Below are 17,669 nucleotides of genomic sequence, written 5' to 3'. Positions count from 1 at the left end.
ACAAGACGGCGTGAGGTGAGCCAACGTCAAAAGCGTTGAGCCAGGACGAAATTCTCAAGGGGCGGCCGACGGGTCGCCCCTTTTCTTTGTCTGCGCTTTTAGCTCAAAAAATACTTCTCGTGACTGATAACCTGTCTCAGAACCGGGTGAGGCTTTTCCAGTCTCATGCAGTAAGGCCGGACATTCCAGGCCCTAATCCGCAGTGAGGAATAGCATGAAGCGCATCTGGCGTATGGCAGGTGTAGGTTTGCTGATGGTGAGCGTCGGCACACAAGTAATGGCCGATGACCCGCGCTATGAAGGCGGTGGTCAGCATGAAAGAGGCCCGGAAGGCGGCCGCGGCAATGAACAGGCGCGACCGCAAAATAATCAACCGCGCCCACAGAACACTCAACCGCGTCCGGAAAACAACCAGCCGCGCCCACAGAACCCGCATGTTGATCGCGCCGAGCAACAGCAGCACGGCGGTGGGCAGTGGCAAGGCCGCCCGCAAAATGCCGAGCAACCGCGGCCGGCACCGCAGCCTGCGAACAACCTGCCGATCCAGGGCCGCCCGGACACCGTGCGCCAAACCCAGGAACCCCGCCAGGGCTACTATCAGGACATCCCGCGCCGTAACGATGGCAACCAGCACTGGCAGACCGGCAATGGCCCAGGCCCGCGTCCGGGCGGCGGCTTCAATAATGGTCACCCGAACGACAACCGCTGGCCGGGTCGCCCCAATGGGCATGGCAACGGCTGGGGGCCAGGCCCGCAATATCGTCCCGGTTACACCGTCGACCGCTTCCCGGACCGCAATTACCGTGTGCCTTACCGTGGCCAGGATTACTTCTTCTCCGGCGGCTACTGGTATCGCCCGCAAGGCCCGCGCTATGTGGTGGTGACGCCGCCCTACGGGATCCGTGTGCAATACCTGCCGGACTACGCCCGTGAAGTGTGGGTGGGCAGCGCGCTGTTCTTCCTCGCGGCGGGTTCCTACTACACCTATGAAAACGCTACCCAGCAATACGTCGTGGTGCAGCCGCCTACCGAAGTACCGGCGCCGCAACCCGCGCCGCAGGGCAACGGTTATGACGTAGTGGCCTACCCGGCCAACGGCCAGTCACCGGCCCAGGTACAGCAGGACGGCTACGACTGTTATCGCTGGGCGGTGCAGCAAAGCGGTTTCGACCCACGCACCGTCACTTATGCCCCGGACCCGACGGTGGTGCAAACCTACCGCCAGGCCCAGGGCAACTGCCTGACCAGTCGCGGCTATCAGGTGCAGTACTAGGCCTTGTTACCCGTCACCACTTCCCGCGGGTCGGCGTGCACCAGCACTTCAGCACGCGGGTAAGCCTTGTGAATGGCATCGGCGGCCTGGTCGCTGATGCCGTGGGCCACTGACAGGGTCAATTCCCCCGGCAACTCCAGGTGCAACTGCACAAACCAGTGGCTGCCGGAAATGCGCGTGCGCAAATCATGCGCGCCCAGCACGCCCGGCACACTGCGCGCCAATTCCAGCATGTGCTGGCTGACATCCGGCGGCAGTTCTTCATCCATCAACACGGCAAAGCTCTCGCGGGCGATCTGGATCGCGCTCCACAGGATATACGCGGCAATGCCGAGGCCGAACCACGCATCCACCTGATGAAAGCCGAACCCTGCCAACACCAGTGCCACCAGAATGCTGCCGTTGAGCATCAAGTCGGAGCGATAGTGCAGTGAGTCGGCGCGCACGGCATTGGAGCCGGTTTCGCGGATCACCCGGTGTTGCAGCATCAGCAGCGCCACGGTCATCAGCAGCGAAAAAACGATGACGCCAATGCTCAGCCACGGCGCACCGACCGGCTCCGGGTGCAGCAAGCGCTGGTACGCCTGGAATGCAATCAACACTGCACTGCCGGCGATAAACAACGCCTGGGCCATGCCCGACAGCGATTCGGCCTTGCCATGCCCATAACGGTGATCGTCATCGGCCGGGCGCAGTGCGTAATGCACCGCCAGCAAGTTCAGCAGCGACGTAATGCCATCGAGCAGCGAGTCGGTCAACCCGGCGAGCATGCTCACCGAGCCGCTGAACCACCAGGCGATGGCCTTGGTGATAATCAGCGCACAGGCCACGCCCACCGAGGCGCGGGTGGCCAGGCGCAGGAGCCTGGCGTGTTCGGGGCTGCTGGTCATACGAATCCTTAAGCGGCGGGTTGCAGGCCCAGGGACGCGAGCTGTTGCACGCTGCCCTTGAACTGGATCATGCGCGGATCGTCCAGCGGCAGCTTGCGGCCGGTTTCTTTCTCGATGATGGATTGCAGCTTGGCGTTGTCGACTTTGCCGTCGGCGCCAATGGCTTCATGCAGCTTCTCGGGTGCGACTTGGGCGGTCTTGCCCGGTTCGAAGTAGATGGCGCCGGTGGCGAAGTCCACGCCAAAGGCGATCAGGCCTGGGATTACATAAAACAGCAGGCCTACGGCGTCGAGCACGGCAATGGCCGGGTCGATCTTGCCGTCGATCTGGCCACGCCGGTCCGGGTAGAAAATCGAGCCGCAGGCCGTCAGTTGGCTCAGCAGGGTGACGGCGAGGACACCGCCGATAACACGGGAAGCGATACGCATAAAATGCTCCTGAACACGGTTGATACGAAACTATATGACAATTCTGTCGAGCCACGCCGCTCTAATGTGGGAGCTGGCTTGCCTGCGATAGCGGTGTATCAGTGCCACATTGGCGGGCTGACCCACCGCTATCGCAGGCAAGCCAGCTCCCACATTTGCCTGCATTCCAATTAAGGACGAACGTTCGCCGTTATACTCGCCGCTCTGCTTTGGAGCCAGTATGAATTCGTTGCCGATTGATGATGTTTTACCCGCCCTGCGTGACGCCTTGGCGAATCGCCATGAGGCCGTGCTGGAAGCGCCGCCCGGTGCCGGTAAAACCACCCGCGTGCCGTTGGCTTTATTGAATGAGCCTTGGCTGGCCGGGCAAACCATCCTGATGCTCGAACCTCGGCGGCTTGCTGCGCGTGCGGCAGCCGAACGCCTGGCCAGTGAGCTGGGTGAAAAAGTCGGTGAAACCGTCGGCTACCGCATCCGCCTGGACAGCAAAGTCGGCCCCAACACCCGCATCGAAGTGGTCACCGAAGGCATTCTCACGCGCCGCCTGCAAGACGACCCGGCACTGGACGGCGTGGGTTTGCTGATTTTTGACGAGTTCCACGAACGCAGCCTCGACGCCGACCTGGCACTGGCCCTGAGCCTCAACGGCCGCGAGCTGTTTCGCGACGAGCAACCGCTGAAAATCCTGCTGATGTCCGCCACCCTCGAAGGCGAGCGCCTGGCCGGCTTGCTGAACGATGCGCCGATCCTGCGCAGCGAAGGGCGCATGTTCCCGGTGCAGATGCGCTGGGGGCGGCCGTACCAGGCCGGTGAATTTATCGAGCCGCGCGTGGTGCAGACCGTCCTCGACGCGGTGCAGGACCAAACGGGCAGTATTCTGGTGTTTCTGCCGGGGCAGGCCGAGATTCGCCGGGTCAATCAACAGCTGGCCGACGCCTTGGGTGATCGCCCTGATGTGCTGCTGTGCCCGCTGCATGGCGAACTCGACCTCAACGCCCAGCGCGCCGCCATCGACCCGGCGCCGGTCGGCAAGCGCAAAGTGGTGCTGGCCACCAACATTGCCGAGACCAGCCTGACCATCAATGGCGTGCGCGTGGTGATCGACGCCGGGCTGGCGCGGGTGCCGCGTTTCGACCCCGGCAGCGGCATGACCCGCCTCGACACCCAACGCATCTCCCGCGCCAGTGCCACCCAGCGTGCCGGCCGGGCAGGGCGCCTGGAGCCGGGCGTGTGTTATCGCCTGTGGTCCGAAGACCAGCACGAAGGTTTGGCCGCCTATGGCAGCGCGGAAATTCTCGCCGCCGACCTGGCGGGCCTCGCCTTGCAACTGGCGCGCTGGGGCGTGACGCCCACGCAACTGGTGTGGCTGGACGTGCCGCCGACTGCCGCGTATGCCCAGGCCCAGGATTTGCTGGTGCGCCTTGGTGCGTTGAACGACGACACGCTCACCGCCCATGGCCAGAAAATGGCGGAATTGCCCGCGCACCCGCGTATCGCCCACTTGTTGCTGCGCGGGCAGGACCTGGGGCTGGCCGCGACCGCTTGTGATGTGGCGGCCTTATTGGGCGAGCGCGATATCTTGCGCGGCGGCGGTGCGGATTTGCACACTCGCCTGGCACTGATGTCCGGCGAAGAACGCGCGCGTGGCACTCAGGGCGGCGTGCAGCGGGCCAAGCAACTGGCTCGTCAGTACCGGGGCTACCTGCGGGGCCAGCCGACTCAAGCCGTGGCCGACCCTGACCACCCGCGTTGGCTCGGCGCCTTGTTGGCGTTGGCTTATCCGGACCGCGTCGCTCAGCAACGCCGCCCCGGTGGCGCCGAATATCGCCTGGCCAATGGCCGCGCCGCGCTGTTCGCCGAGGCCGACAGCCTGATGAAACAACCTTGGCTGGTGATCGCCGACCTTGGCAGCCGCCAGGGCCAGCGCGAAGAGCGCATCTACCTCGCGGCGGATTTTGACCCGGCGCTGTTCGACAGCGTGCTGGCCGAGCAAGTGCGCAACGTCGACCAACTGGACTGGGATGAACGCGAAGGCGTATTGCGGGCCGAACGCCAGCGCAAAGTCGGTGAGCTGGTACTAAGCCGTGAACCGCTGACCGGCCTGGATGAGTCCGCGCGCAGCCAGGCACTCGTCAACCTGGTGCGCCGCAAAGGCCTGGAGCTGCTGCCGTGGACGCCCGAACTGCGCCAGTGGCAGGCGCGCGTGATGCTGCTGCGCCAGCTGGATGCGGGTAAAACCAGCGAATGGCCGGATATCAGCGACAAAGCCTTGCTGGCCGATTTGGAACATTGGCTGATGCCTTACCTGGGCAAAGTCTCGCGCCTGAGCCATTTTTCTAATTTGGATATTTCCAGCTTCCTGCACAACCTGCTGCCCTGGCCGCTGCCCCAACGCCTGGACGAGCTGGCGCCACAGCATGTGAAAGTGCCATCGGGTTCGTCGGTGCGCTTGGACTACAGCGAACAGCCGCCGATTCTGGCGGTGCGCCTGCAGGAACTGTTCGGGCTGGCGGACACGCCGCGCATTGCCGGCGGGCGCCAGGTGGTCAAGCTGCACCTGCTGTCCCCGGCGCGCCGGCCGGTGCAGGTGACGCAGGACCTGGCGAACTTCTGGCGCAGTACGTATGCGGAGGTGAAGAAGGATTTGAAAGGAAGATACCCCAAGCATTACTGGCCGGATGACCCCTTGGTGGCCGAACCCACCGCCCGGATCAAACCCCGAAAGTAGGTGATGTGAAGATCCAATGTGGGAGCTGGCTTGCCTGCGATACAGACGACTCGGTCTGTCCCTTTCACCGAGGCGATGCTATCGCAGGCAAGCCAGCTCCCACAAAAACCAGCTCCCGCAGGGGAATTGTGGGTTATTGCGCGGCCGGCAGCAGGAACCGGGCGATCACTGGCAGGTGGTTGGAGATGCGCAGTGTGTCGTCTTGGCGCACCTTGGCCTCCACCCGCTTGATCCTTGGGCTGTAGAACAAATAATCCAAGGTCCTATCCGGCCCATCCACACTCGGGTCATTGGGGAAGTGCGTCAGCCACTTCGCCCGGTCAATCCCACTGGATTCGCTGTTACTCGGGATCATCGGGTACTTATCCCACAACAAATGCAGCTCACTGTCCGGCGAATACTGCCCGCGCTTGCCCGCATCCAGGCGCAGGAATTGCCCCAGCGGCAGCAAATTGAAATCCCCGCCAATCAACCATGGCGTGCCACGGCCTTCGAACTTGTCCAGCAGTTTTACCGTGGCTTTTACCTGCTCCTGCACGGCGGAACGCCCAGGCTTATCGCCATCCAGGCGCGTATTCAGCACGGCCAGTTGGCCGCCATCGCTCAACGGCAGATAGGTCAGCAACAACGCAGGTTTCGGCTGGAACTGGCGGCTGATGAAGTTGGCCGGGGACACCGGCAATTGCAGGCGTTCGGCGTGTTCGATCTGGTAGCGGCTCAGCGTGACGAGCTTGCGGCCGACGCTGCCGAAGATGTGCAGGTTGGGCACAAAGTCGGCTTTCCAGTCGAACGCCTGGGCGCTGCAGGGGTAAAGGTCGACCAGGCGCTCCTGGAGCAACGCCACCTGGTCCTGATAGTGAGAGGACTTGGCGCCTTCATCGAGTTCCTGCAGCAACAGGATGTCGGGCTGTTCGTCGCGAATCACGCGAGCCACTTCGTCCAGGCTGAAGGCCATGTCTTCCACGGTAGGGCGATCGTCCGGGCCTTTGCCGTCGGGGCTGTCGTACCAGAACACATAGTTCTTGCCGGCCAGGTATTGCACGTTCCAGGTCATGACCTTGAGCGCCTGCCCCGGCAGCAGGGTCGGCGCACGTGGCGCGACGCAGCTGACGGGCAGGGTCTGCTTGTCGACGGGGCGCCAGGTCAGGCTATAGATCAGGGCCGCGAGCAGGCCCGCGATGATCAACAGGCTCAGCAGTGTGATGCGCAATAAACGGGTCATTGGCTCGGCTTATAGCGTTATCAGAGGTGGCACGGAGCATATCACCGTGCGTCGGCATCGCCACCGATCAGCATAAACAAACGGAAAAGTACCACGCTGGTAAACAGTTGCAGGAAGCTGTGGGCGCTGTCGATCAGCAAGCCCAGCAGCGGCGCGGGGTTGGGGTACACCGCCACGCTCGCGCCCTTGAGCAGCCACAACGGCGTCATTACGCACAGCAGGCACACCAGGATTCGCCAGAAATGCCCACGGGTCAGACGGAAACTTTCCTTCATCGCCTCCAGCGCCGACATGCCGCGCAACACCAGCAGGTACTCGGCAAACGCCAGCACCACCATCAGCCACAGGCCCGGCAGGAAGTACAGCGACAGCCCCAGCAGAATCAACAAGGTACTGACCGCCGTCAGCAGGGCGAAACGCGGCCACATGGCCAGGGCCATGGCCCACACATCTTTAGTGCTGGGCGACTCACCACGGGTGCGCGCATCCAGAAACAGGATCAAGGCGCCGGTGTACAGCGGGTACACCAACAACCCGACGACCACGCTGTAACCGGGGAACGCATCCGGGCCCAGTGTGTGGTCGAGCACCTGTTGCAGCAGGGCTTCGAGGATCACCAACGGCAGGCACAGCTGGACGATGGCGCCCAGGTTGCGTTGGGTGAAACGGAGGGAGTCGCGCAATACGTCTAACGGATTCATCAGGTTCATCACAGCCCTAAAAGCAAGGCCAACACTTTAACCGATCATGACGAGAGGTAAGCAAACGTAAACCTTGCGTAAAGACCATTGAAACGTCTGGTAACACCCCCATAACTACGCTGTAGCTCACCTGATCACAGGCGGGCCCATGATTTCTACCGGCAATCTAACGAGGTCGCCATGAACAGCGAAGAGCAAACCCTGATCGATGGACTGTTTTCACGGTTGCAACAAGCCGAAACGGACTCAGCCCCCCGCGACGCCCTGGCCGAAGCGCGGATCAAGGAGCACATGACTCGCCAACCGGCCGCCGGGTACTACATGACCCAGTCGATCCTGGTGCAAGAGCACGCGATCAAGAGTCTCGACGCGCAGAACAAGCAACAGGCGCAGCAGATCCAGCAATTGCAGGATGAGCTGCAACAGGCGCGTGCCCAGGCCGCGCAACCGGCACCGAGCAGTGGTGGCTTCCTGTCGAGTATCTTCGGCGGTGGCGCCTCCCGTGACACGCAGCCTGCACAGAGCGCACCGCCTTCTTCCGGCGGCGGCTGGCGTGAACCGGCGCGGCCATCGTTCGGCCAGCCTGCACCGCAACAGAACTACGGTGCCCCGCAGCAAAACTATCAACAGCCACAGCAAGCACCGGCCGCGCCTATCGGCAGTGGTTTCCTCGGTGGCGCGTTGAAAACCGCCGCCGGTGTGGCCGGTGGTGTGATGTTGGCCGAAGGCATCAGCAGCCTGTTCAGCCACAACTCGCAGCAGCCGCAGGTGGTGGAAGAAATCATCCGCGAAGAACCGGCACCGGCCAGCGACAACGGCAACTGGGGCAATGACGACCAGAAGTTTGCCGGCAATGACAGCTGGGGCAATGACAACTCATCCGACAGCTTCGCAGACAGCGACTACTCCGACGATTCCTCCTCCTTCGGCGACGACGACTCCTTCGTCTGACCCACCTTCAACCGGGGCGCTTCGTCGCCCCGGGTTGATTTTTCGCTGAAACTTTCCCATGGCTGGCATACTGGCAGCCTTTCCGGGCCTTGGCGCCTGGCTGTCATGAGGAAGTGCGGTGAAAAAAATTGCAGTGTTCGCCGATGTACAAAACCTCTACTACACCGTGCGCCAGGCGTATGGCTGCCACTTCAACTATGCGGCGCTGTGGGCGGACATCAGCTCGCGCGGGCAGATCGTCGAGGCGTATGCCTATGCCATCGACCGTGGCGACAGCAAACAGCAGCAATTCCAGCAGATCCTGCGCAACCTGGGCTTTACGGTAAAACTCAAACCCTACATCCAGCGCGCCGACGGCTCGGCCAAGGGCGACTGGGACGTGGGCATCACCCTGGACATCATGGACGCCGCCGACCACGTTGACGAAGTGGTACTGGCTTCCGGCGACGGTGATTTCGACATGCTGCTCGAACGCATCATCCAAAAGCACGGCGTTGAAGCCGTGGCCTACGGCGTGCCGGGGCTGACGGCCAACTCGCTGATACGCGCCGCCAGCCGCTACGTGCCCATCGAAGGCGCGCTGCTGCTTAAGTAAGCGCTCAGGCTTAATCAATAGTTAGACGGAGTTGGAACAGGTTTGGAACGTATAGCGGTCATCGACTTTGAAACCACCGGCATCACCCCGAGCAGCCACTGCCGGGCCACGGAAATCGCGGTGGTTATCCTCGAGCGCGGCCAAATCGTGGACCGCTACCAAAGCCTGATGAATGCCGGCGTACGCGTGCCGGGTTTTATCGAGCAACTCACCGGCATCAGCAACGCCATGCTGCGCAGCGCGCCACCGGCTGAGCGGGTGATGAATGAAGTGAATGAATTTGTCGGCACCACGCCACTGCTGGCGCACAACGCCGCGTTCGACCAGAGGTTCTGGGACTTTGAACTGGGCCTGATCCGCCGCACCCGCCTGCAAAAATTCGCCTGCTCGCTGCTACTGGCCCGCCGCCTGATGCCGTCGGCACCCAATCACAAGCTCGGCACGCTGAACGCGCTCGCCCAACTGCCCCACACCGGCAAGGCTCACCGAGCGATGGCGGATGCGGAGATGGCCGCCAACCTCACCGCGCACCTGGCCCAGGAACTGCGCGGCACCCACGGCTTGCGCGAACTGTCCCACGATTTGCTGTGCACCTTGCAGAAAGTGCCTGCGGCGAAGATCAACGAACACCTGAAAAAACACCGCGGGTTCTAACTCAAGCGCAGATGATCGTTCCCACGCTCCGCGTGGGAATGCCTCCTGTGACGCTCCGCGTCACGACGTCAAGAGCGGACGCAGAGCGTCCTGGGCTGCATTCCCACGCAGAGCGTGGGAACGATCGGGGAGCTGCGCGGCACCCACGGCTTGCGCGAACTGTCCCACGATTTGCTGTGCACCTTGCAGAAAGTGCCCGCAGCGAAGATCAACGAACACCTCAAAAAGCACCGCGGGTTCTAACCCTTACGACGATCGTTCCCACGCTCCGCGTGGGAATGCCTCCGGTGACGCTCTGCGTCACGACTTCAAGAGCGGACGCGGAGCGTCCTGGGCTGCATTCCCACGCAGAGCGTGGGAACGATCGGCGGCTGGCTATCGAGGCTGCACACACTCCAACGCCCGATCCACAACACCTTTGGCCATCCCCACCAAATGCATCACCGCCCGCTGCTGGGTGCTGAGCGTCTCACCCGACACATTCACCGTCTCCACCGCGCAATGCAGCAAGTCGGCCGCATGGGCGAGGGCGTCTTCGAAGCTCAGGTTGTCATTGAGTACAAAATTGGGCGCGTCCGGGGCGGATGCTTTGAGGTAGTAGTCGATGGCTCGGCGGTTGAGGAGGGCGTCTTCGCTGAGGAAGTCTGGCTTGGAGCTGGGTGGATCGGGGGTTACTTTGACCATGATGTAGCTTCTCCGTCAGTTAAGAAGCTGCAACCGTTCGCTCGCACACGAATTAGGGTGGCAGCAGTACGCGGGTGTGCAAGACCGTGACGGAGTCCGGTAGATCCGAAGATCTCCCGCGTACAACTGCCATAACGAATCAATGCCTGAAATACAGACGTTGAGAGTTAAGGCTGATGCGTATTACCGTCGTCGGACTTGCACGTCCAGTCACCGAACATTCGATGACAGAGCGAGACTAGCTACCTGAACCGACGGAAACAAGGCCGTGGAATTCTCTAGGAAACGTCCCGCAAATGAAAGGGATCGGTCCTGCTGGCCACCAAAACATCAGCTGTTTTTAGGGCTTTCTTCATTCTTTCTGAATGGTAAGTAGGGGAAGCCCTATTGCGTCGTCGGACCTTTCTGGTTTTTCCCTTCGCCCGCCAATCGCTCCGGTTTGCGACTTAACATCTCGCCTGCTATTTACGTAAAGGGACTACGTCATGCAGGAAAGCGACCTCTACACAGCAATCATGCGAAGCCAGTCTGAACTCCAGCGCAATGGCGTCGATTTCGGCTCGACGTCCAGCATGACGTTTCATTTGGGAAACATGATGACAAGCTGCCCGGCAGTCATGGTTTTACCTAACTCGCCAGGATGGACTCATGGTGCCAGTTACACGTTGCTCCGGCCCATTCAGGCGGAATCAACGGCGCCTGACACCACTGTTGACGACCTGTGGAAATGCACGCAGCAACACTACGGCCTGACGGCGGCAACGGTTCTCACTGGCGCGGCAGGCATACCGATCAGCAAAATCGCCGTGGGGACTTGGGTCCACGTCGGCTCAAGCAAAACGACAAATTTGGCTAGCCTCATTGGAATGCGCTTTTTCCCTCGAACATTGATCCGGCAACCGACAGCGGCCAAGATGGCAAAAGCAACGTTCGGCACCGTTCGAGTATTTGGCATTATTGGGCGGGGCATTCCCTTCGTTGCTGCAGGGTTGGCTATTTTTGACCTGATCAGTATTGGTAAGTGTGCCTATGAGGCGAGAAATGGAAGGTAGTCTGACCCGAACCGAGATCAGCGAAAAAGTGATTCAGCTGTTCGTCGATATCATCGGCTTTATCGACCGAAGCCAGGTGACCGAGCAAACGGATTTCATCCATGACTTCAAGATCATTGATGACGACCTGACCTGCTTCGTCATGCAGATCAAATGGCAATTCAACCTGCAAGCGACTCAGGAAGACTGGGATCACATTACGACCATTAAGCAGATTGTCGATTTGATTGTTCAGCGCTCAAGCCTTCAGTGAAGCAACTGACGCCATCGCAGGCAAGCCAGCTCCCACAGTAGATCGCATCCAGCCCTGGCGACTCGGTCAAATGTGGGAGCTGGCTTGCCTGCGATGGCGGTATATCAGCCACCACTTTTTGCTCGTTCCCACGCTCCGCGTGGGAATGCCTCCGGTGACGCTCTGCGTCACGACTTCAAGAGCGGACGCAGAGCGCCCAGGGCTGCATTCCCACGCAGAGCGTGGGAACGATCGGTGTCAGGTGGTTTTTCCCTCCAACTGCCCCAACGGCACCCGCCGTTCTATCGCACTCGACAAAATAATCGAGGTCTTGCTGAACCCGAATTTCGCCACGCGGTTAATCAAATTCTCCAACTCCGGCATCGAACCCACCGCCGCCTGCATGATCACGCATGGGTCGCCCGTGACGCGGTGGCATTCTGTCAGCTCGGGGATTTCAGCGAGGGCGTCGTATACCTTTTGGCTGCCGTTGTTGGTCAAACGCAGTTCGATCGTGCATTGGATGGGTAAGCCGATTTTGGACAGGTCTACCTTGGCCTGATACCCGGTGATCACGCCGCTGGCCTCAAGTTTGGCCACGCGCTCGGCCACGGCGGGCGCGGAGAGGTTAACGGTGCGGGCCAATTGCGCGTAGGACGCGCGGCCGTCTTCGAGCAGGGCGCTGAGGAGCATGCGGTCGTATTTGTCCATGATAAGGCTCCAGTAACGCGTGGCTTTCGAAAGCACGGTTTATAGCCTTCACAACCATGCTTTGAAAAGTGTATGGGCGCTTTAAACAGGTTTTGTAACTTATGTTTAGTGTGCTGCCTTTTTAGAATAAGCCTCCCCTCTCCTGCCATAGAGCCGCCCAATGCCTGGCCCACGTCGCTTTCCGTTACCGCTGATCGCCGCTTTTTTTGCGCTGTATGTGATTTGGGGTTCTACCTACCTGGTGATTCGAATCGGCGTTGAATACTGGCCGCCGCTGATGCTCGGCGGGATTCGCTTTTTGGTGGCGGGTTTGGTGATGTATGGCTTTTTGCGCTGGCGCGGGGCACCTGCGCCGACGTGGGTGCAGTGGAAGGCTGCGGCCAAGATCGGCATTTTGCTGCTGACCTTCGGCAATGGCGCGGTGTCGGTGGCTGAGCACACGGGAGTTACTTCAGGTGTGGCTGCATTGGCGGTGGCGACGGTGCCATTGTTCACGTTGCTGTGCGGCTATTTCTGGGGCGCGCGTAATACCCGCCTGGAATGGGCCGGGGTGGTGCTGGGGATTATCGGCATTGCCATGCTCAATATGGGTTCCAACCTGCAGTCGAGCCCGACCGGGGCGATGTTGTTGCTGTTCGCCGCTGCCTCCTGGGCTTTTGGCTCGGTGTGGAGCAGGCACTTGCCGTTACCTGCCGGCGCGATGGCCAGTGCGGCGGAAATGATCGTCGCCGGTGCCTTGCTGTTGGTGGGCAGTGCGCTCTCCGGCGAACGGCTGCAGGCTGTGCCGCCGATTGAAGGCTGGCTGGCGTTGGCGTACTTGGCCGTGTTCGGCTCGATCATCGCCTTCAATGCCTATATGTACCTGCTCAAGCACGTGCGCCCGGCGGCGGCGACCAGCTATGCCTATGTGAACCCGGCCGTCGCAGTGTTACTGGGCATTGTGTTCGTCGGTGAGACCATCGGCATGGAAGAAGCCCTGGCGATGCTGGTGATCATCAGCGCGGTGCTATTGATCAGCCTGCCCCAGTGGCGCAAGCCCAGGCCGGAAATAAGGTAAACTGCGGCGCATTACGGCTTTTTTTACCCGCTTATGGCGCTGAACTTTCCCTACGGTAAACACATGACTTTCGCCACACTTGGCCTGATCGAACCCTTGTTGCGCGCCCTTGAGACGCTTGGCTACCAGACCCCGACGCCGGTGCAGGCGCAAGCCATTCCGGCGGTGTTGGCCGGTCGCGACCTGATGGCCGCGGCCCAGACCGGCACCGGCAAAACCGCGGGTTTCGCCCTGCCGCTCCTGCAATTGCTGACCATGGAGGGGCCGAAAGTCGCCGCCAACTCGGCGCGTGCGCTGATCCTGTGCCCGACCCGCGAGCTGGCCGAGCAGGTTCACGCCAGCGTCGCCGAGTACGCGCAGCACCTGCCGCTGACCACTTACGCGGTGTACGGCGGCGTGAGCATCAACCCGCAGATGATGAAACTGCGCAAGGGCGTCGACATCCTGGTCGCCACGCCTGGCCGCCTGATCGACCTGTTCCGCCAGAACGCGCTGAAGCTCAACCAGCTGCAAACCCTGGTATTGGATGAAGCCGACCGCATGCTCGACCTGGGCTTCTCCGAAGAGCTGGCGAACATCTACCGCATGTTGCCAAAAAAGCGCCAGACCTTGCTGTTCTCCGCGACCTTCTCCGATGAGATCCGCCTGCTGGCCGGGCAGATGCTCAACGACCCGCTGAGCATCGAAGTGAGCCCGCGCAACGTCGCCGCCAGCACCGTGAAGCAGTGGGTGGTGCCGGTGGACAAGAAGCGCAAGCCGGAGCTGTTTGTGCACCTGATGCGCAAAGGCCGTTGGAAGCAGGTGCTGGTGTTTGCCAAGACTCGTAACGGCGTGGATGCGCTGGTGGACAAGTTGCAGGGCCTGGGCATCAATGCCGACGGTATCCATGGCGACAAACCCCAAGCCACCCGCCAACGCGCGCTGGACCGGTTCAAGTCCAGCGATGTGCAAATTCTGGTAGCCACCGACGTAGCGGCCCGTGGTCTGGACATTGAAGACCTGCCGCTGGTGGTCAACTTTGACCTGCCGATCGTGGCTGAAGACTACATCCACCGTATCGGCCGTACTGGCCGGGCGGGCAACACCGGTGAGGCGATTTCGCTGGTGTGTGCCGATGAAGTGAACATGCTGTCGGCCATCGAGATGCTCACGCGTCAGACCCTGACCCGCAAGATGGAGCCGGATTTCGAACCGGAGCATCGCGTGCCGGACACCGATGCCAGCGGGCAGGTGGTGAAGAAGCCGAAAAAGCCGAAGAAACCTAAGACTTCGGGCGGCGGTGGCGGCAAGCGTAATTTGGGTAAGTGGGTGGACAGTGGTGATGTGGCGCCGGCTGAGCCGTCGATCAAGCCAGTGCGTAAAGTGCCGGTGTTCAACACTGGGCCGCGCAAGAAGAAGTAAGTCTGTCAGGGCCTCATCGCAGGCAAGCCAGCTCCCACATTTGACGGTGTTCACCGCTCAAAATGTGGGAGCTGGCTTGCCTGCGATAGCGGACTTGAACTCAGCGCTTAAGCCACTCCAGCACACCACGCCCAGCCGCTCGCCCACTGGCAAAACACCCCGTCAGCAAATACCCGCCGGTCGGCGCTTCCCAATCCAGCATCTCCCCCGCACAGAACACGCCTGGCAATTGCTTGAGCATCAGCCGCTCATCCAGCGCTTCAAACGGCACGCCGCCCGCCGTGCTGATCGCCTCATCCATCGGCCGTGTCTTTACCAGTGTCAGTGGCAACGCCTTGATATCCACCGCCAATTGCGCCGGATCATGGAAGTGCTCAGCTGGCGCCAGTTCACGCAACAGCGCCGCCTTCACGCCATCAAGCCCCAACTGACTGTGCAAATGCTTGCTCATCGACCGCGAGCCACGGGGCTTGGCCAAGGCGGCTTGCACCTTGTCCAGCGGCTTGCTCGGCAACAGGTCAATATGCACAGTGGCTGAGCCGTCACGGTTGATCGCTTCGCGAATCGGCGCCGACAGCGCGTAGATCAAACTGCCCTCGATGCCCATGGCGGTGACGACGCATTCGCCCAGTCGAGGCTTGTCCTCCCCAAGGACGATGGCGACGTTCTTCAGCGGCGCGCCCGCGAATTTGCTGACCATCAACTCGCTCCAGCCCGACACTTCGAAGCCGCAATTGCTCGGTTGTAGCGCGGCGTAGGGCACGCCTTTATCTTCCAGCAACTTGAGCCAGGCACCGTCGGAGCCCAAACGCGACCAGCTGCCGCCACCCAAGGCCAGCAACACCGCGTCGCTGTGGACAGTTTTATCGCCGTCCGGGCTGTGGATAAGTAAACCGCCGTCGTCGGTCCAGCCCAGCCAGCGATGCCGGGTGTGGATAACCACGCCCTGGTCGCGCAGGCGCTTGAGCCAGGCGCGCAGCAGTGGGGCGGCTTTCATGTCGGTGGGGAATACACGGCCGGAGGTGCCGACAAAGGTCTCGATACCCAGGCCATGAATCCACTCGCACAAAGCCTCTGCGCCAAACGCGCGCAACAACGGCGCCATGTGCGGCGCGCGTTCGGCGTAACGCGACAGGAACGCCGGGTACGCCTCGGAGTGGGTGATGTTCATGCCGCCCACGCCGGCCAGCAGGAACTTGCGCCCCACTGAAGGCATGCCGTCGTACACGTCTACCCGCACGCCCGCCTGGCTCAAGACTTCCGCGGCCATCAACCCGGCAGGGCCGCCGCCGATAATAGTGACGTGTTGGGAAGGGGTCTGGGGCATGGGCAGGGCTACGGTCGCTTGAATAGGCCGAGCATTCTACCCGACGACGGCGTAGCTGCCTGATCAAAAAACGTACACTTTCCTACACGCCATACGGCTGCTGGCTTTCAGACCCTTACGCTCAAGTTATCCACAGGCCGTTCCACAGGCATTGTGGGTAACGCCCACAACTCAATGACAACCTGATGACGCCCACACCCGTTGTGCGCTGTGGTGCAGGATGCCGTGGCGGCGGGCCAGGGCCGGGCGGTCTTTGCTGTAGCCGCCGCCGATCACGCCCATCACTGGAATGTCGCGGCCCAGGCAATGGCGCATCACGCTTTCATCGCGGGCGGCCACGCCTGCGTCTGTCAGTTTGAGGTAACCGAGGGCGTCGTCCTTGTGCACGTCCACCCCGGCGTCGTACAGCACCAGGTCGGGCTGGTACAGCGGCAACAGGTAGTTGAGCGCGTCGTCGACCACCTTGAGGTAGTCGGCATCGCCCATGCCCATGGGCAGCGGGATGTCCCAGTCGCTCTGGGCCTTGCGCGCCGGGAAGTTCTTTTCGCAGTGCAGCGACACGGTGATGGCGTCCGGTGTGTCATGGAGGATGCGCGCAGTGCCGTCGCCCTGATGCACGTCGCAGTCGAAGATCAGCACGCGGTTGACCCGCCCGCTGGCCAGCAGGTAATGGCTGATCACCGCCAGGTCATTGAAGATGCAAAAGCCCGCCGGGTAGTCGTAATGGGCGTGGTGCGTGCCGCCCGCCAGGTGGCAGGCCAGGCCGTGTTCCAGGGCTTTTTCTGCTGCGAGAATTGAGCCGCCAACTGCACGCACGGTGCGCCGCGCCAGGGCTTCGTTCCAGGGCAGGCCGAGGCGGCGTTGGTCTTCGCGGGACAGCTCACCGCTCATGTAGCGCTCGATATACCCAGGTTCATGGGCCAGGGCCAGAATCTCGGCGGGGCAGACCTCGGGTCGCAGCAAGTGGCTGTCCTGGGTCAGGCCGCTGCTCACCAGGTGGTCACGCAACAGGCGGAACTTGTCCATGGGGAACCGGTGGTCCGCCGGGAACTCAGGGCTGTAGTCATCGTGGTAGATCAATGGCAAAGGCATGGGATTTTCTGACGGGAACCTGCGACGGATCTTACCAGCGCTGTACACTCACGCACATGGCAAGGGAGGGGGACCCATGGAGCCGATACTGGAATTGGAAAGCGCACGGCTGGTGCTGCGCCAATGGCGTGACAGCGACCTGACGGAATTTGCACGCATGTGCGCCGACCCGCAGGTAATGCGCTATTTCCCGGCCAAGCTGAGCCACCTGGAAAGCGCCGCGCTGATCGGCCGTATTCGCGGGCATTTTGCCGAATATGGCTTTGGCCTTTGGGCCTTGCAGCGTAAGGATACCGGCGAGTTTATCGGCCTGACCGGGCTGCTAAACGTCAACTTCGAGGCCAACTTTACCCCAGCGGTAGAAATTGGCTGGCGCCTGGCCCACGAGCATTGGGGCCTGGGTTATGCCAGTGAAGCGGCGTGGACCGCGCTGCGCTGTGGTTTCGACCGGCTGCAGCTGGACGAAATCCTCGCCTTCACCACCGAATCCAATCTGCCATCACAAAAAGTCATGCAGGCCATCGGTATGCATTACGATCCGCAGGCAGATTTTGAACACCCCAAGGTCGCAGCCGATGACCCGCTGCGCCATCATGTGTTGTACCGCATCACCCGCGCCCAATGGTTGGACACGCTGCACGGATAAGCAGCCCGGAATGCCCTATTGATTG

At 61.5% G+C, this 17,669-nt stretch carries 19 protein-coding genes; 11 read left to right on the top strand and 8 right to left on the bottom strand.

What is annotated here, in order from left to right; translation table 11 throughout:
* The first annotated feature begins 214 nt into the window (after positions 1–214).
* The gene (locus HBO41_RS19030) at positions 215–1,273 is read left to right on the top strand and encodes a DUF6515 family protein (RefSeq protein ID WP_169987365.1); all 1,059 of its coding nucleotides are present in this window, start codon (positions 215–217) and stop codon (positions 1,271–1,273) included.
* Here HBO41_RS19030 and HBO41_RS19025 read toward each other — a convergent pair.
* Together HBO41_RS19025 and HBO41_RS19020 are read right to left on the bottom strand one after the other, a co-directional pair.
* On the bottom strand, positions 1,270–2,163 hold the full coding sequence (locus HBO41_RS19025) for a cation diffusion facilitator family transporter (RefSeq protein ID WP_169987363.1): 894 nt from the start codon (positions 2,161–2,163) through the stop codon (positions 1,270–1,272). The two genes, HBO41_RS19030 and HBO41_RS19025, sit on opposite strands and share 4 nt — an antisense overlap.
* A gap of 8 nt (positions 2,164–2,171) precedes the next feature.
* Positions 2,172–2,591 carry a hypothetical protein gene (locus HBO41_RS19020; protein WP_017139354.1) on the bottom strand — a complete coding sequence of 140 codons (420 nt, stop codon included), beginning with the start codon at positions 2,589–2,591 and terminating at the stop codon, positions 2,172–2,174.
* 220 nt (positions 2,592–2,811) lie between these two features.
* On the opposite strand from HBO41_RS19020, the gene hrpB reads away from it, so the two are divergent.
* On the top strand, positions 2,812–5,319 hold the full coding sequence (gene hrpB / locus HBO41_RS19015; protein ID WP_169987361.1) for an ATP-dependent helicase HrpB: 2,508 nt from the start codon (positions 2,812–2,814) through the stop codon (positions 5,317–5,319).
* A gap of 133 nt (positions 5,320–5,452) precedes the next feature.
* Here the strand turns inward: hrpB and HBO41_RS19010 are convergent, their stop codons facing one another.
* Both HBO41_RS19010 and HBO41_RS19005 read right to left on the bottom strand, forming a co-directional pair.
* A complete protein-coding gene (locus HBO41_RS19010) occupies positions 5,453–6,541 on the bottom strand; it encodes an endonuclease/exonuclease/phosphatase family protein (protein ID WP_017139352.1) in 1,089 nt (362 codons plus the stop codon).
* Positions 6,542–6,582: 41 nt separating this feature from the next.
* Positions 6,583–7,242, bottom strand: coding sequence for a YciC family protein (locus HBO41_RS19005; RefSeq protein WP_026013864.1), 660 nt, complete (start codon positions 7,240–7,242; stop codon positions 6,583–6,585).
* Positions 7,243–7,422: 180 nt separating this feature from the next.
* On the opposite strand from HBO41_RS19005, the gene HBO41_RS19000 reads away from it, so the two are divergent.
* The 4 genes from HBO41_RS19000 (at position 7,423) to HBO41_RS18985 (ending at position 9,685) form a co-directional block, all read left to right on the top strand.
* Positions 7,423–8,193 carry a DUF2076 domain-containing protein gene (locus HBO41_RS19000; protein ID WP_169987358.1) on the top strand — a complete coding sequence of 257 codons (771 nt, stop codon included), beginning with the start codon at positions 7,423–7,425 and terminating at the stop codon, positions 8,191–8,193.
* A gap of 118 nt (positions 8,194–8,311) precedes the next feature.
* Positions 8,312–8,788, top strand: a complete 477-nt coding sequence (locus HBO41_RS18995; protein ID WP_017139349.1) for an NYN domain-containing protein — start codon at positions 8,312–8,314, stop codon at positions 8,786–8,788.
* 42 nt (positions 8,789–8,830) lie between these two features.
* The gene (locus tag HBO41_RS18990; protein WP_099547600.1) at positions 8,831–9,442 is read left to right on the top strand and encodes a PolC-type DNA polymerase III; all 612 of its coding nucleotides are present in this window, start codon (positions 8,831–8,833) and stop codon (positions 9,440–9,442) included.
* A 114-nt stretch (positions 9,443–9,556) separates the two neighbouring features.
* Positions 9,557–9,685 carry a hypothetical protein gene (locus HBO41_RS18985; protein WP_407073966.1) on the top strand — a complete coding sequence of 43 codons (129 nt, stop codon included), beginning with the start codon at positions 9,557–9,559 and terminating at the stop codon, positions 9,683–9,685.
* A 132-nt stretch (positions 9,686–9,817) separates the two neighbouring features.
* On the opposite strand, the gene HBO41_RS18980 is transcribed toward HBO41_RS18985, so the two are convergent.
* Complete coding sequence (locus HBO41_RS18980; RefSeq protein WP_017139347.1) at positions 9,818–10,126, bottom strand: DUF3077 domain-containing protein; 309 nt, start codon at positions 10,124–10,126, stop codon at positions 9,818–9,820.
* A 485-nt stretch (positions 10,127–10,611) separates the two neighbouring features.
* On the opposite strand from HBO41_RS18980, the gene HBO41_RS18975 reads away from it, so the two are divergent.
* Positions 10,612–11,178, top strand: coding sequence for a hypothetical protein (locus HBO41_RS18975; RefSeq protein ID WP_017139346.1), 567 nt, complete (start codon positions 10,612–10,614; stop codon positions 11,176–11,178).
* On the top strand, positions 11,168–11,431 hold the full coding sequence (locus HBO41_RS18970) for an acyl carrier protein (RefSeq protein ID WP_169987356.1): 264 nt from the start codon (positions 11,168–11,170) through the stop codon (positions 11,429–11,431). Before HBO41_RS18975 ends, HBO41_RS18970 begins: the two co-directional genes overlap by 11 nt.
* Positions 11,432–11,668: 237 nt before the next feature.
* On the opposite strand, the gene HBO41_RS18960 is transcribed toward HBO41_RS18970, so the two are convergent.
* Complete coding sequence (locus HBO41_RS18960; protein ID WP_017139344.1) at positions 11,669–12,121, bottom strand: Lrp/AsnC family transcriptional regulator; 453 nt, start codon at positions 12,119–12,121, stop codon at positions 11,669–11,671.
* A 160-nt stretch (positions 12,122–12,281) separates the two neighbouring features.
* Here HBO41_RS18960 and yedA point away from each other — a divergent pair, with 160 nt between their 5' ends.
* Both yedA and HBO41_RS18950 read left to right on the top strand, forming a co-directional pair.
* A complete protein-coding gene (gene yedA, locus HBO41_RS18955) occupies positions 12,282–13,178 on the top strand; it encodes a drug/metabolite exporter YedA (protein WP_099547604.1) in 897 nt (298 codons plus the stop codon).
* Positions 13,179–13,241: 63 nt separating this feature from the next.
* Complete coding sequence (locus tag HBO41_RS18950; protein ID WP_169987354.1) at positions 13,242–14,579, top strand: DEAD/DEAH box helicase; 1,338 nt, start codon at positions 13,242–13,244, stop codon at positions 14,577–14,579.
* Positions 14,580–14,679: 100 nt separating this feature from the next.
* On the opposite strand, the gene HBO41_RS18945 is transcribed toward HBO41_RS18950, so the two are convergent.
* A complete protein-coding gene (locus HBO41_RS18945) occupies positions 14,680–15,906 on the bottom strand; it encodes a TIGR03862 family flavoprotein (RefSeq protein WP_169987352.1) in 1,227 nt (408 codons plus the stop codon).
* Positions 15,907–16,077: 171 nt separating this feature from the next.
* Positions 16,078–16,998, bottom strand: a complete 921-nt coding sequence (locus tag HBO41_RS18940; protein WP_099547605.1) for a histone deacetylase — start codon at positions 16,996–16,998, stop codon at positions 16,078–16,080.
* 76 nt (positions 16,999–17,074) lie between these two features.
* On the opposite strand from HBO41_RS18940, the gene HBO41_RS18935 reads away from it, so the two are divergent.
* Positions 17,075–17,644 (top strand): GNAT family N-acetyltransferase, encoded by a 570-nt coding sequence (locus HBO41_RS18935; protein ID WP_017139339.1) that lies wholly within the window; start codon positions 17,075–17,077, stop codon positions 17,642–17,644.
* The last annotated feature ends 25 nt before the right edge of the window (positions 17,645–17,669 follow it).

It is taken from the genome of Pseudomonas sp. WS 5146 (assembly GCF_012985495.1).
Taxonomy (GTDB): domain Bacteria; phylum Pseudomonadota; class Gammaproteobacteria; order Pseudomonadales; family Pseudomonadaceae; genus Aquipseudomonas; species Aquipseudomonas edaphica.
This window is presented reverse-complemented; position numbering and strand designations above follow the sequence as displayed.

Coding starts and splice junctions, on each gene's coding strand:
- HBO41_RS19030 (WP_169987365.1), top strand. CDS start 215: ATGAAGCGCATCTGGCGTATGGCAGGTGTAGGTTTGCTGATGGTGAGC.
- HBO41_RS19025 (WP_169987363.1), bottom strand. CDS start 2,163: ATGACCAGCAGCCCCGAACACGCCAGGCTCCTGCGCCTGGCCACCCGC.
- HBO41_RS19020 (WP_017139354.1), bottom strand. CDS start 2,591: ATGCGTATCGCTTCCCGTGTTATCGGCGGTGTCCTCGCCGTCACCCTG.
- hrpB (WP_169987361.1), top strand. CDS start 2,812: ATGAATTCGTTGCCGATTGATGATGTTTTACCCGCCCTGCGTGACGCC.
- HBO41_RS19010 (WP_017139352.1), bottom strand. CDS start 6,541: ATGACCCGTTTATTGCGCATCACACTGCTGAGCCTGTTGATCATCGCG.
- HBO41_RS19005 (WP_026013864.1), bottom strand. CDS start 7,242: ATGAATCCGTTAGACGTATTGCGCGACTCCCTCCGTTTCACCCAACGC.
- HBO41_RS19000 (WP_169987358.1), top strand. CDS start 7,423: ATGAACAGCGAAGAGCAAACCCTGATCGATGGACTGTTTTCACGGTTG.
- HBO41_RS18980 (WP_017139347.1), bottom strand. CDS start 10,126: ATGGTCAAAGTAACCCCCGATCCACCCAGCTCCAAGCCAGACTTCCTC.
- HBO41_RS18975 (WP_017139346.1), top strand. CDS start 10,612: ATGCAGGAAAGCGACCTCTACACAGCAATCATGCGAAGCCAGTCTGAA.
- HBO41_RS18970 (WP_169987356.1), top strand. CDS start 11,168: ATGGAAGGTAGTCTGACCCGAACCGAGATCAGCGAAAAAGTGATTCAG.
- HBO41_RS18960 (WP_017139344.1), bottom strand. CDS start 12,121: ATGGACAAATACGACCGCATGCTCCTCAGCGCCCTGCTCGAAGACGGC.
- yedA (WP_099547604.1), top strand. CDS start 12,282: ATGCCTGGCCCACGTCGCTTTCCGTTACCGCTGATCGCCGCTTTTTTT.
- HBO41_RS18950 (WP_169987354.1), top strand. CDS start 13,242: ATGACTTTCGCCACACTTGGCCTGATCGAACCCTTGTTGCGCGCCCTT.
- HBO41_RS18945 (WP_169987352.1), bottom strand. CDS start 15,906: ATGCCCCAGACCCCTTCCCAACACGTCACTATTATCGGCGGCGGCCCT.
- HBO41_RS18940 (WP_099547605.1), bottom strand. CDS start 16,998: ATGCCTTTGCCATTGATCTACCACGATGACTACAGCCCTGAGTTCCCG.
- HBO41_RS18935 (WP_017139339.1), top strand. CDS start 17,075: ATGGAGCCGATACTGGAATTGGAAAGCGCACGGCTGGTGCTGCGCCAA.